This is a genomic window from Janthinobacterium sp. GW823-FHT01H08 (genome assembly GCF_058797855.1).
Window position 1 is genome coordinate 4,556,095 of record NZ_CM179504.1, and the last position, 12,708, is coordinate 4,568,802.

At 61.8% G+C, this 12,708-nt stretch carries 17 protein-coding genes; 5 read left to right on the forward strand and 12 right to left on the reverse strand.

Features of this window, described 5'->3' with window-relative positions:
- Positions 1-362: 362 nt before the first annotated feature.
- The 5 genes from AC3RCG_RS20435 (at position 363) to AC3RCG_RS20455 (ending at position 3,167) form a co-directional block, all read left to right on the forward strand.
- Entirely contained in the window at positions 363-932 is a 570-nt protein-coding gene (locus tag AC3RCG_RS20435) for an RNA polymerase sigma factor (RefSeq protein WP_034779551.1), read from the forward strand.
- Complete coding sequence (locus tag AC3RCG_RS20440) at positions 929-1,333, forward strand: DUF3619 family protein (protein ID WP_070311322.1); 405 nt, start codon at positions 929-931, stop codon at positions 1,331-1,333. Before AC3RCG_RS20435 ends, AC3RCG_RS20440 begins: the two co-directional genes overlap by 4 nt.
- Positions 1,334-2,101, forward strand: coding sequence for a DUF3106 domain-containing protein (locus AC3RCG_RS20445; protein ID WP_492403243.1), 768 nt, complete (start codon positions 1,334-1,336; stop codon positions 2,099-2,101).
- Positions 2,091-2,627 (forward strand): RDD family protein, encoded by a 537-nt coding sequence (locus AC3RCG_RS20450; protein ID WP_492403245.1) that lies wholly within the window; start codon positions 2,091-2,093, stop codon positions 2,625-2,627. Before AC3RCG_RS20445 ends, AC3RCG_RS20450 begins: the two co-directional genes overlap by 11 nt.
- A 63-nt stretch (positions 2,628-2,690) precedes the next feature.
- A complete protein-coding gene (locus AC3RCG_RS20455; RefSeq protein WP_070224131.1) occupies positions 2,691-3,167 on the forward strand; it encodes a group III truncated hemoglobin in 477 nt (158 codons plus the stop codon).
- 87 nt (positions 3,168-3,254) lie between these two features.
- On the opposite strand, the gene AC3RCG_RS20460 is transcribed toward AC3RCG_RS20455, so the two are convergent.
- The 12 genes from AC3RCG_RS20460 to AC3RCG_RS20515 all read right to left on the reverse strand — a co-directional run bounded on the left by AC3RCG_RS20460 (position 3,255) and on the right by AC3RCG_RS20515 (position 12,602).
- Entirely contained in the window at positions 3,255-4,013 is a 759-nt protein-coding gene (locus tag AC3RCG_RS20460) for an rRNA pseudouridine synthase (protein WP_492403247.1), read from the reverse strand.
- Between the two features lie 239 nt (positions 4,014-4,252).
- Entirely contained in the window at positions 4,253-5,170 is a 918-nt protein-coding gene (locus tag AC3RCG_RS20465) for a class I SAM-dependent methyltransferase (RefSeq protein ID WP_492403249.1), read from the reverse strand.
- Positions 5,157-5,351 carry a Fe-S cluster assembly protein IscX gene (gene iscX / locus AC3RCG_RS20470; protein WP_070288776.1) on the reverse strand — a complete coding sequence of 65 codons (195 nt, stop codon included), beginning with the start codon at positions 5,349-5,351 and terminating at the stop codon, positions 5,157-5,159. Before iscX ends, AC3RCG_RS20465 begins: the two co-directional genes overlap by 14 nt.
- A gap of 1 nt (position 5,352) precedes the next feature.
- Entirely contained in the window at positions 5,353-5,694 is a 342-nt protein-coding gene (gene fdx, locus AC3RCG_RS20475) for an ISC system 2Fe-2S type ferredoxin (RefSeq protein ID WP_070311300.1), read from the reverse strand.
- A 67-nt stretch (positions 5,695-5,761) separates the two neighbouring features.
- Positions 5,762-7,642, reverse strand: a complete 1,881-nt coding sequence (gene hscA, locus AC3RCG_RS20480) for a Fe-S protein assembly chaperone HscA (RefSeq protein WP_492403252.1) — start codon at positions 7,640-7,642, stop codon at positions 5,762-5,764.
- Between the two features lie 108 nt (positions 7,643-7,750).
- Entirely contained in the window at positions 7,751-8,266 is a 516-nt protein-coding gene (gene hscB, locus AC3RCG_RS20485; RefSeq protein ID WP_492403254.1) for a Fe-S protein assembly co-chaperone HscB, read from the reverse strand.
- Positions 8,267-8,332: 66 nt separating this feature from the next.
- The gene (gene iscA / locus AC3RCG_RS20490) at positions 8,333-8,653 is read right to left on the reverse strand and encodes an iron-sulfur cluster assembly protein IscA (protein ID WP_034750079.1); all 321 of its coding nucleotides are present in this window, start codon (positions 8,651-8,653) and stop codon (positions 8,333-8,335) included.
- Positions 8,654-8,704: 51 nt separating this feature from the next.
- Positions 8,705-9,094: a Fe-S cluster assembly scaffold IscU gene (gene iscU / locus AC3RCG_RS20495; protein ID WP_034779562.1), complete on the reverse strand. Its 390-nt coding sequence runs from the start codon at positions 9,092-9,094 to the stop codon at positions 8,705-8,707.
- A gap of 175 nt (positions 9,095-9,269) precedes the next feature.
- Positions 9,270-10,526 (reverse strand): IscS subfamily cysteine desulfurase, encoded by a 1,257-nt coding sequence (locus AC3RCG_RS20500; RefSeq protein ID WP_070288779.1) that lies wholly within the window; start codon positions 10,524-10,526, stop codon positions 9,270-9,272.
- Between the two features lie 40 nt (positions 10,527-10,566).
- Positions 10,567-11,043: a Fe-S cluster assembly transcriptional regulator IscR gene (gene iscR / locus AC3RCG_RS20505; RefSeq protein ID WP_034779566.1), complete on the reverse strand. Its 477-nt coding sequence runs from the start codon at positions 11,041-11,043 to the stop codon at positions 10,567-10,569.
- A gap of 189 nt (positions 11,044-11,232) precedes the next feature.
- Positions 11,233-11,784 (reverse strand): riboflavin biosynthesis intermediates N-glycosidase, encoded by a 552-nt coding sequence (gene ybiA / locus AC3RCG_RS20510; protein ID WP_070224139.1) that lies wholly within the window; start codon positions 11,782-11,784, stop codon positions 11,233-11,235.
- Positions 11,785-11,822: 38 nt separating this feature from the next.
- Positions 11,823-12,602 (reverse strand): uracil-DNA glycosylase family protein, encoded by a 780-nt coding sequence (locus AC3RCG_RS20515; protein ID WP_492403258.1) that lies wholly within the window; start codon positions 12,600-12,602, stop codon positions 11,823-11,825.
- Positions 12,603-12,708 lie beyond the last annotated feature (106 nt).

A 12,708-nucleotide genomic window follows, 5' to 3' on the forward strand; every position in this document is an offset into this window, starting at 1 on the left:
AAAACAACGCTTAACGCAACTCGTTTGGCCGGAGTTTCTGTGGCGCCTGTACGAACCGCTCGCGCTTGTGGCGCGGGTTAGAACAAACTGCCTACAAATGAAAGCGCGTCTTGCCGCTGCTGGCCTTGTGTGCCGGTCGCGACCTGACCATAGGGCTTTGGGGTGTTCAAAGCGTCCCATACGTTATCGCGTTGCACCATTATGGTCAAGGAAAATGTCGGCCTCGCTGCATTTTTGCTCGCACAACGTGCAAAAACCCTGCGGAAACGCACATTTTTTGCTAGCATGCACGGGGTTGCAAAAAGCATACCCGCCCCCATTTCGCCCACCGCACCCCGCAGCCGCTAAGATCCCCATACCGCATGGCAACAGACAAAGAATTATCCGACTTTCTAGAAAATGTCGAGCGGCGCGCTTTCAAGCAGGCCGCCTACGCGGTCCGCAAGGAAGAATCGGCCCTCGACATCGTGCAGGACGCCATGATCAAGCTGGCCGAGAAATACGGCGACAAGCCGGCCGCCGAGCTGCCGATGCTGTTCCAGCGCATCTTGCAGAACACCATCCTTGATTATTTCCGCCGTGAAAAAGTTCGCAACACCTGGGTCAGCCTGTTTTCCGGCATGAAGCCCTCGGGCGACGAACATGAAGATTTTGATATACTTGACACGTATGAATCGGAACAGGGCTCCAGCGCCGCCGAATCGTCGGCCGACCAGGTCGAACGCGCGCAAATCCTTGATTTGATTGATGCCGAGGTACAAAAACTGCCCTCACGTCAACGCGAAGCCTTCCTCATGCGTTATTGGCAGGACATGGATGTGGCTGAAACAGCGGAAGCGATGGGTTGCTCCGAAGGTAGCGTGAAAACACATTGCTCTAGAGCTACCCACACGCTCGCCGAATCGCTGAAAGCCAAGGGAATTAAATTATGAACACCGACGATCTCAATTTCGCTTACAAAGTGCGCCATGCACTGAACGAAAAACTCGACGACCTGCCCGCATCGACCACCGATCGCCTGGCAGCGGCACGCAAGCAGGCCCTGTCGCGCAAGAAGGCGGACGCGCCCGCCGCCGTTGCCGTGCGCCAGAACGTGTTCGCCGGCGTCGCCAGCAGCCTGTTCGTCGAGCCGCTGTCGTGGCTGGGCCGCATGAGCGTCATCATCCCCCTGCTGCTGCTGGTCGGCGGCCTGGTGGGCATCTATCAGTTTGAGCAGGAACAACATATTGCCGAACTGGCAGAAATCGACGCCGCCGTGCTGTCGGACGAATTGCCGCTGTCTGCGTACATGGACCATGGCTTCAACGCCTACCTGACGAAACGCGAGCAATAAATGGCAGGCACGAGCGTACGCAAAGGCTGGCTGGCCGGCGGCATCGGCCTGGGCGCCTGCGCCCTGGCGGGCGCCGCCTGGGTAGGCGCGCAGCAACATCCCGCGCCCGCCGCGCCTCCCGTGGCGCCAGCGCCCGTGGTGGCGCCGGCGCCGGCCTCAGCCATCAAGCCCGGTTCGCCCCGCACAGCCGGCAAGGGCGGCACGCCGCCCAAGGCCAGCGAGAATCCATCGTGGAACAAGCTGTCGCGCGCGCAGCAGGAAGCCCTGCAGCCGCTGGCGGGCGAATGGAACAAGCTGGAACCGCTGCGCAAGCAGAAATGGCTCGATATCGCCAGCCGTTTTGCCTCGATGACGGCGGACGAGCAAATCCGCGTGCATGAACGCATGCGCGAATGGATCAAGCTGACGCCGGAACAGCGCCGCCTCGTGCGCGAAAACTACACGCGCACGAAGAAGATTGATCCGGGTCAAAAAACCGCGCAATGGGAGCAATACCAGCAATTGCCGGAAGATCAAAAGAAAAAGCTGGCGACGGAACTCGTGCCGAAAAAACCGCTGGGCAAGGTGCCTGCGATCAATTCGACCACGAGCAAGCCGCCCGTGATCGTGCCGCCCGCCACGCCGGCAGCGCCTGCCGCCGCGCCCGTCCTGCCGCCAGCCGCTGCGCCAGCGGCGGCCGTGCCGCTCACGGATCCTGCCACGGCTCCCGCCGCCGTGCCTGTCACGCCACCTGTTACGCCTGCCCCACTGCCGACCAATGTCAAATAGCACGCCCGCCGCCAGCATCACTTCCCATCCCACGATCAAGCGCCGCCTGATTTCCATGGTGTACGAGTCGCTGCTGGCCCTGGCCGTGCTGTTTTTGCCCTTCCTGCTGTTCGAACTGGCCGTGCAGGGCGCGCATACGCCCCTGACGGAACACATGCGCCAATGCCTGGCCTTCCTCGTCATGGGGGCGTATTTCATCCACCAATGGAGCCGCGAAGGGCAAACCCTGGCCATGAAGACGTGGCGCCTGAAAGTCGTGCTGCCGGGCCACACCCACGTGCCGCTGCGCGTGGCTGCCTACCGCTACATCCTGTCATGGATGTGGCTGCTGCCAGCCCTGCTGGTGTCGTATGTATTCGGTTTGCAGCACTGGAGCGCCCTAGGCGCCATCGGCGTGGGCATCCTGGCCTGGTCGACCACGGCCCTGTTCACCGGCAACGGGCAATTCCTGCACGACAAGCTGGCGGGCACGCAGATCGTGCAATTGCCGGCCCCCGCGAAAAAGTCGAAGAAAGTCGCCGCCTGAGTTTTTATGCGGCTTGACCTGCGTCATTGAAGCGCCACGGGGGCTCTGCGATCATGGCATGCCATGAAGAATACCGCCCCCCTCCCCCACACGCGCTTCGCCCCCTACCGCGAGGAAGTCTGCAGCGAAGACGACGTCAAGCATCTCGTCCACACCTTTTATGCGGCCGCGCGCGACGACGCCATGCTGGGCCCCATCTTTGCCGCCGAGGTCAAGGATTGGGATGCCCACTTGGCAACATTGGTCGATTTCTGGTCGGGCTTGCTGCGCGGCACCATGCGCTACCACGGCAAGCCGCTGGCCCAGCACGCGAATATGGAAAACCTAACGCCGTGCATGTTCCGCCGCTGGCTGACCCTGTTCTTCGCCACGACCGAAAGCATGGGCAACCCGGCCCTGCAGGAGAAAGCCGATACCATCGCCTTGAATATTGCCGAACGGCTATGGAAAAGCTTTGCGGAAAACCACGCGAGCAAATGCAGCCCGCAGCAAACAGCCAGCCTCACGACGCCTGAGAAAACCGTAGCGAGCGGAAGCTAGTTGTGGCTAAGAAGCGCAACTGTACTCTAGTACAGTGAGCATCGCAGGCCGCAAATAGCGACGCGCAGTAGGTTTGCTCAGGCGTTCCTAGAATCGTTCGTAACCCTGGAGGTAACGCCATTGCCCCACGGGCATGGCGCCCATCGGGATGCGGCCGATGCGCAAGCGCTTCATGGCAACGACGTCCAGTCCCACCATCTTGCACATATGGGCGATCTGGCCCGGCTGCACGTTTTTCAGGGCGAAGCGCAGGCGCGTCTCGTTCTGCCAGCTGACCTTGATCGGCGGCAAAGGCTTGCCATTGAAGGGCAAGCCGTGATTGAGCAGCGCAAGGCCATTCTCAGCGATAGTGCCCGACACTTCCACGATAAATTCCTGCTCCACCGTTTTCGCTTCATCGACCAGCTTGCGGGCGACGCGGAAATCCTGCGTGAACACCAGCAGGCCGGACGCCATGGTGTCGAGCGGATTGGTGATGGTCAGGCCGATCAAATGGCGCTTGAGGAAGCGCGTGATGGAGCTGGGCGCCACGTTCTCCGGCGTGAAAATCTGTTCGGGATGCAAACAGCTCAACGCAGGCTTGCCTTCGCTGCCGATACCGCCATTGATGCCGGCCGGCTTGTGCAGCAGGATCGTCACGGGCGGCATTTCTTCCAGGGTGGCGTTCGGCAACAGCACCACGGTCTGGTTGTCCGCCACGCGCGCGCCCGACTCTTCCACCAGCACGCCATCGACCGTCACCCAGCCGCCCTCGATATACAGCTCGGCCTCGCGGCGCGAACAGGGCACGTCTTCGGACAGGCGCTTGGCCAGGCGGACGGTGGGCATTTCAATAGGTGTGGTCATGGGGATGCGCAAAAAGCAAGAGGAGGAGAAAGCCGGTATTGTAACCGACCCGCTCCTCCCCCTTTTTGCTGATTGCGCTGGTGATTGCCGGATTACGCTGCTGCCTGTCGAATTACGCTGCTGATTGTCGGATTACGCTGCTGATTGTCGGATTACGCTGCGCTAATCCGACCTACCTGACTGCGCGGCCGTGACTGATTTGGTAGGTTGGCTTAGCGGCTAGCCGCGTAAGCCAACAATCAGGCTTGCGCCTTGGCCAATTCCTCGGCAAAGAAGCGGTGGCCCATCTCTTCCAGGCCCAGGGTCTGCAGCACTTCCTGCAGGCGCTCCGTCGGGCGCTGGCGCGGCAGGTTTTTGTAGCTGGCGATGATCAGTTCATTCTTCATCGAATGCTCCCAGCCCACCAGTTCCGTCACGCTGACCTGGTAGCCATGGGCTTCCAGCTGCAGACAGCGCAGCACGTTGGTGATCTGGCTGCCGAACTCGCGCGTGTGCAGCGGGTGGCGCCACAGTTCCGTCAAAACACTCTTGCCCAGGCTCTTGCCCTTGTTCTTCTTCAGGACGGAAGCGACTTCCGCCTGGCAGCATGGCACCAGCACCATGAACTTCGCCTTTTTCTTCAGGGCGAAGTGGATGGCGTCGTCCGTCGCCGTGTTGCACGCATGCAAGGCCGTGACGATGTCGATCTGCTGCGGCAGCAAGTTCGATTCCGTCGATTCGGCCACGGACAGGGGCAGAAACGACATGCCGGGAAACTTGAATTTCTTCGCCAGCTCCTGCGAGCGCTGCACCAGCTCTTCGCGCGTCTCGATGCCGTAGATGTGCGAACCGTCGTTGCCGTTCTTGAAGAACAGATCGTACAGAATGAAACCCAGATACGACTTGCCGGCGCCGTGGTCGACCAAGGACACGCCGGGGTGGTCCAACTGCACTTCGCGCAGCAGCGGCTCGATGAACTGCGTCAGGTGGTACACCTGCTTGAGCTTGCGGCGGCTGTCCTGGTTCATCTTGCCGTCGCGCGTCAGGATGTGCAATTCCTGCAGCAAGGCGACCGACTGGCCATCCTTGATCTCGGGCATGTTGCTGGCGGCCGTGATGATGTCTTTCGGCGCAACGGCTGCGGTGGCGGCGGGTGCCGCGCCCTTAGCGCGCTTCATCGATCCACGCCATCTGTATCGCTTCGAGCACTTTTTCGCCGCCGCGCGTGTGGTCATCGTCGAAGCCGTCCAGTTCCACCACCCAGTTGTGCAGGTCGGTGAAACGCACGGTCAGCGGATCGATGTCCGGATGCGCATCGAACAAAGCCTCGGCGATCGCGTGTATGTCGGACCATTTCATGTTAGTGGCTGCCTTCGCTGACCTGGTTGATCGTGTATTTCGGGATTTCGACGACGAGGTCGGCCTCGGCCACGATGGACTGGCACGACAGGCGCGACACGGCTTCCAGGCCCCAGGCCTTGTCCAGCATGTCTTCTTCCAGTTCCGTCGCTTCGTTCAGGGATTCGATGCCTTCGCGCACCAGCACGTGGCAGGTGGTGCAGGCGCACGATTTTTCGCAGGCGTGCTCGATGTCGATGTCGTTTTCCAGCAGGATGTCGCAGATGGACTTGCCGCTTGGTGCTTCGATGACGGCGCCGTCCGGGCAAAGCTTGGCGTGCGGCAGGATAACGATTTGTGGCATGGTTTCTTCTTTCAGTCTGTCATTCGGAGCGCGGCCGCAATATCGGCGGCGTGCTGTTCAATTAGTGTTATACGACCTGATCCAGCGACTTGCCGGTGAGAGCAGTACGCACGCTGCGGTCCATGCGGCGCGAGGCGAACTCCTCGGTGCCGTCGGCCAGCGCCTCGATCGCCAGTTTTAATGCCTGGTGGTCGATGGCGCCGCTTTGCGACTGCGCAATGGCGTCGCGCACCTTCGTCATCAAGCCATCGACAGCCACGCGCTCGGTGTCGTCCAGCAAGCCGCCGTCCTCGTCCAGCGCCGACTGCGTGGCCAGCAGGATGCGTTCCGCTTCCACCTGCTCTTCGCGCAGCGCGCGCGCCACCATGTCGGTGTCGGCCGAGGTGTAGGAATCCTGCAGCATGCGGGCGATGTCGTCGTCGCCCAGGCCGTAGGCCGGCTTGACGCTGATCGACGCTTCCACGCCCGAGCGCAGTTCGCGCGCCGAGACGGACAGCAAGCCATCCGCATCGACCTGGTACGTGATGCGGATGCGCGCGGCGCCCGCCACCATCGGCGGAATGCCGCGCAATTCAAAGCGCGCCAGCGAGCGGCAATCGCTGACCAGTTCGCGCTCGCCTTGCAGCACGTGCACGGCCAGGGCCGTCTGGCCATCTTTAAATGTCGTGAATTCCTGGGCGCGCGCGCACGGTATCGTCGAATTGCGCGGAATGATCTTTTCCACCAGACCGCCCATGGTTTCGATACCGAGCGACAGCGGAATCACGTCCAGCAACAGCCAGTCGTCGCCGGCGGCACGGTTGCCGGCCAGCAAGTTCGCCTGGATGGCCGCGCCCAGCGCCACCACCTTATCGGGGTCGATATTCGCGTGCGGCGTCGTGTGGAAGAATTCGCTGACGGCGCGCTGCACGTGCGGCATGCGCGTGGCGCCGCCCACCATCACCACGCCGTCGACGTCGTCCGCATCCACGTTCGCGTCGCGCAAGGCTTTCTTGATGGCATTCATGGTCTTGGCCACCAGGTGCTGCGTCATGGCGGCAAAGTCCGCGGCCGTGATGCGCAGGTGGATCTCTTCGCCCGAGTTCAGGGCCGCATCGATCATCGTTTCCGGCTTGGTCGACAGCGTTTCCTTGATCTCGCGCGCTTTCACCATCAGGATGGCCGTGTCTTCGTCGGACAGCGGTGCCAGCTTGGCCTGCTCGCTGATCCAGCAGAACAGGCGGCGGTCGAAATCGTCGCCGCCCAGGGCCGAGTCGCCGCCCGTGGACAGCACTTCGAAGACACCCTTGCTCAGCTTCAGGATCGAGATATCGAAAGTGCCGCCGCCCAGGTCGTACACGGCGTACACGCCTTCGGAGGCGTTGTCGAGGCCATACGCGATGGCGGCAGCCGTCGGCTCGCTCAGCAGGCGAAGCACATTGATGCCGGCCAATTGCGCCGCATCTTTCGTCGCCTGGCGCTGCGCATCGTCAAAGTAGGCGGGCACGGTGATCACGGCGCCCACCAGGTCGTCGCCGAGCGAGTCTTCCGCGCGCTGGCGCAAGGTGGCGAGGATTTGCGCCGACACTTCGACGGGGCTTTTCACGCCGGCCACGGTTTTCAGCTGCACCATGCCAGGCGTATCCTGGAAGTCGTACGGCAGGTTTTCCGCGTAGGCGATGTCGGCCAGGCCGCGGCCCATGAAGCGCTTGACGGACACGATGGTGTTCTTCGGGTCGGTGGTTTGCGCGGACAGGGCCTTGTAGCCGATGTTGGCGTGGCCGTTCGGCAGGTAGCGCACGACGGACGGCAGCAAAGAGTGCCCTTCTTCGTCGTTGAGCACCTCGGGAATGCTGTTGCGCACGGTCGCGACCAGGGAATTGGTGGTGCCAAGATCGATGCCGACGGCCAGGCGGTGCTGGTGCGGCGCGGTCGACATGCCTGGTTCGGAAATTTGCAGAAGTGCCATTGTATTCGTGCCTCGATTAATTTTTTGCGTGATGCAGCTGATGCCTGGTGCGCATTATAAGACGGGGGCCGGACTGGCGCTTGGCACGCCGGTCAAGCGATCGCCGGGTCAAGCCTCGATGGCCTCATAGGCAAAACGCACTTCCTCGCCGAATTTGTCGAGGAACATCAGGGCGCGCACGCTTTGCGCGGCATTTGCATAGTCGCCCGCGTCGAGCTGGGCCGCCACCTGGGCCAGCAAGGCCTTGCGTTCGCCGCGCAGCTGGCGGTCGAGCGCGTCGAGCGCATCGGCGTCCTTGCCCGCGCGCGCATCGCCCAGTTCCTCGCGCCATTCCATCTGCTGCATCAGGAAGCTGACGGGCATGGCCGTGTTCGATTCCGTCTGCAGGTCGACGCCATTGAGTTCGCACAGGTATTGCGCGCGCTTTTGCGGGCTTTTCAGGGTTTGGTAGGCTTCATTGGCGCGCGTGGCCCATTGCATCGCCACGCGCTTCTCGGCGCTGCTGGCGTTGATGAAACGGTCCGGGTGGACCTTGCCCTGCACGTCGCGATAAGCCGCGTCCAGCGCGCTCATGTCGAGCCCGAACTGCGCCGGCAACTGGAATAATTCGAAGTGGTTTTGCATAATTGTCAGTGGTCGCTGTACCGCAATCGATGGGTACAGCGCACCGACCGGGGTCTTGCCAGCTGTTTAAATCCTGAAGGACTCGCCGCAGCCGCAGGCGTCTTTTTCGTTCGGATTGTGGAACTTGAAGCCTTCGTTCAAGCCTTCGCGCGCGAAATCGAGTTCCGTGCCGTCGATGTAAGGCAAGCTTTTCGGGTCGACGAAGACTTTCACGCCGTGCGATTCGAAGACGCTGTCTTCGGCCGCCGCCTCATCGACATATTCGAGCTTGTAGGCCAGGCCCGAGCAGCCCGTGGTGCGCACGCCGAAGCGCAGGCCCATGCCCTTGCCGCGCCGTTCGATATAACGGTTGATGTGTTTCGCCGCTTTTTCGGTCAGTGTGATCATGTATTTCTCCGTAACTGCCCCGGCCTTGCGGCTGGGGCGGGCTACCAACGATTAAGCTGCTGCAGGGTGACGCGTTTGATAATCCAATACCGCCGCCTTGATGGCGTCTTCCGCCAGGATGGAGCAGTGGATCTTCACTGGCGGCAGGGCCAGTTCTTCGGCGATCTGCGTGTTCTTGATGGCCAGCGCCTGGTCCAGGGTTTTACCTTTGACCCATTCCGTTACCAGCGAGCTCGACGCGATGGCCGAACCGCAGCCATAGGTCTTGAATTTCGCGTCTTCGATCAGGCCATCGGCGCCGACCTTGATCTGCAGTTTCATCACGTCGCCGCAGGCGGGCGCGCCCACCATGCCGGTGCCGATGGTTTCATCACCCTTGTCGAAAGCGCCCACGTTGCGCGGGTTTTCGTAGTGATCGAGTACTTTGTCCGAGTAAGCCATTTTGATGCTCCTTTAATATTCTTGCCGGCCCCATTCACGAGGCCAATTTATCTTCAAGTGCCTGGAAAACCGTAGCGAGCGGCAGTGAGTTGTGGCCGAGAAGCGGAACTGTGCTGTAGCACAGTGAGCATCGCAGGCCGCAAATCGCGACGCGCAGTAGGTTTAACAGGTGCTTTTAGTGGGCTGCCCATTGGATGGAGTTAATATCGATCCCTTCCTTGAACATGTCCCACAGCGGCGACAGTTCGCGCAGCTTGTGCACTTTCGATTTCAGCAGGTTCACGGCGAAGTCGATGTCTTCCTCGGTCGAGAAGCGGCCGATGGTGAAGCGGATCGAGCTGTGCGCCAGTTCGTCGCTGCGGCCCAGGGCGCGCAGCACGTACGATGGTTCCAGGCTGGCCGAGGTGCAGGCCGAACCGGACGACACGGCGATATCCTTGATCGCCATGATCAGCGACTCGCCTTCGACGTAGTTGAAGCTGACGTTCAGGTTGTGCGGCACGCGGTGATCCATGTCGCCGTTGATGTAGACTTCTTCGATCTCCTGCAGGCCCTTGGCCAGACGGTCGCGCAAGGCCTTGATGCGGCCGATTTCGCTGTCCATCTCTTCCTTGGCGATGCGGAAGCTCTCGCCCATGCCCACGATCTGGTGCGTCGGCAGGGTGCCCGAGCGCAGGCCGCGCTCATGGCCGCCGCCGTGCATCTGCGCTTCCAGGCGCACGCGCGGCTTGCGGCAGACGTACAGGGCGCCCACGCCTTTCGGGCCGTAGGTTTTATGTGCCGTGAAGGTCATCAGGTCGACCTTGGTCTTTTGCAGGTCGATGACAACCTTGCCCGTCGCTTGCGCGGCGTCGCAATGGAAGATGATGCCTTTCGAACGGCAGAACACGCCGATCTCGTCGATCGGCTGGATCACGCCGATTTCGTTGTTCACCAGCATCACCGACACGAGGATGGTATCCGGGCGCACAGCCGCGGCCAGCTGCTCGACGGTGATCAGGCCGTTGTCCTGCGGTTCCAGGTAGGTCGCCTCGAAGCCGATGCGTTCCAGTTCGCGCACCGTGTCGAGCACCGATTTGTGCTCGGTCTTGACGGTGATGATGTGCTTGCCCTTGGTCTTGTAGAACTGCGCCGCGCCCTTGATGGCCAGGTTGTTGCTTTCCGTCGCGCCGGACGTCCAGATGATTTCGCGCGGATCGGCGTTCACCAGGGCCGCCACGTGGCCGCGTGCCTCTTCCACGGCTTTTTCCGCCGTCCAGCCATACATGTGGCTGCGCGATGCCGGATTGCCGAACTGCTCGCGCAGGTAGGGAATCATCTTGTCGGCGACGCGTGGATCGATCGGCGTGGTGGCCGAGTAATCCATGTAGATCGGGAAATGCGGTGCGGTTTCAAAGTGCACTTGGCCTACGTTTTTTTCTGGGGCGTTCATCAATAACTCCTGCAATCAGCAACTTGGTATTTTGTTATGTTCAACCGAGGGCGGCGTGGTTACGGTGCATCACCATCACGCTTTGTTCGGCAATCTTTTGTCTCTGCTGGTCGACCAGGTCCTGCAAGGACACAGAATCCAGATAATCGACCATTTTTTCGTTGAGCGTGGACCACAATTCATGCGTCATGCAGCGCGCGCCCGTGGCCGCGTCGGCGCCGTGGCAATGCTCCTTGCCGCCGCACTGCGTGGCATCGAGCGGCTCGTCGACGGCGATGATGATGTCGGCCACCGTCACCTTGTCGGCACGGCGCGCCAGGCTGTAGCCGCCGCCCGGACCGCGGATCGATTCGACGATCTCATGCCGGCGCAGCTTGCCGAACAGCTGCTCCAGGTAGGACAGGGAAATCGACTGGCGCTGGCTGATGCCGGACAAGGTGACCGGTCCCTTGCCCTGGCGCAGGGCAAGATCGATCATCGCTGTCACGGCAAAACGGCCTTTTGTAGTCAGACGCATACATCCTCTGGTCAACTGGTTTAAAATATTGCGGTTTTTCAACTTCTCAAACCCCGAGTAGTTGAATGATTTAGTCAAGTATAACAAATTCGGCGGGGTTTGTCAGAGCGCCCCTCGATGACCACAGGGCGGGAAGGGGCATGGCCGGCCGCGCCAGGCGCGGCGGCATCAGGAAAACAACAATACTGCTCAGGCACGCAGAGCGCTACGTACTTTCATTAACTCAAACCCCAGCAGGTTCAAGCCGTCCCAGCGGGCCGGATCGCCGATGCGCGGATTGTCCGACGCCAGGCCCACGCCCCAGATGCGGTCGACGGGACTGGCTTCGACGATGACGCGCTCGCCCGTGCCCAGCAAGAACTTGCGCAGCGCGGCTTTTTGCGAGAACTTGGCAAAATTGCCATCGAAGACGATGCCCGCGCGCGCCGCCTCCCACGCCCTGGCGTCAAAATTGGCCACTTCGCGCCCCAGCTTCTTCACTTCCGACGGCCGGGCGGCCGCCACGATGCGCGCCTGCACGGCCGTGTCGCCGAACAGGGCCGCCTTTTGCGCCATCATGTAGTGCTCGGCCGTGGCATACGTCACGCCAGCCAGGCTGAACGGCGACGGAAACCACTGGCTGAAGCAGCTTTTGTCGGGCACCTGCGGCTGCGCCGGCGTGTGGCCCCAGAAATACAGATAGTCGGGCTCGCCGCCCGCCGCGATCCACGCCTTCAATTCTTCCACGTTACTGATTTGCATATTCCCCGCACTTCCGCCAGACAGGCGATGATTCAAGCTCAAGCACGCAACAGTTGCATCGGGCCAAACAGGGCCTGCATGTCGCTGTTGCCGATAAAGGACAGATTATACGGATGTTCCGCCGTCACCTGCGGCAAGGCTGCGGCCACCGGCAAGCGTTTGATGAGCTCGGCAATCTTGCCCCACAGCACCAGTTGCGGCAAGGCCGCCCCGCCCTGTTGCGCCAGCGCTTCCAGCACCACCTGCAGGAAAGGCAGCCAGCCGCGCGCATCCTGCACGGGCCGCACGTGGGCACGGAATACCAGCGCCGCGTTGAGCAGCAAGAAACCCTGCTCCGTCATCTTGCGCTGCAAGTCGGGCAGGGTCTGGATCACGCCGCTGCCGGTTTGCAGCGCGGCGGCGGCCACGGGCGCCATGGCGACGCCCGAGGTGTCGCCAGCCTGCAGCTGGCCATCCGCCACCAGCAGCATCTTCATGAAGTTGCGCAAGGAGGTGGCGCGGTTGACGGGTTTCGACAGGCCCGTCGCCGACCACAGGCTGCCGACGGCGCCATCCATGAAGCACACGCCCGTGGCGCTGTCGGCACGCGGATACGGCCCCTCGCCCACCAGCACGTAGCGCACCTGCGCCAGCGGCAGGGCAAAGGCGGCAAACAGCCGGCCCTGCGTGGGCAGGTAATCGTCGGCGGCCAGCGCCGGCAGGTAGGCGGGATCGGCCGCCATCACGGCGTGCAAGCCGCGCAGCAGGACGGGACGCCAGGAAGCATGCGCCAGGGACAGGGCATCGGCGATGCTGGCAGGAACGGTTGTTGCGGTCATGGCGCGTCAGTAAAATATTTGGGCAAACGCAAATTGTAGCCTACCGGCAAGCGGGTATTGACTGCCCAAATCAAGCACGCATAAAAAAACCCCGCCTGGTGCCCGG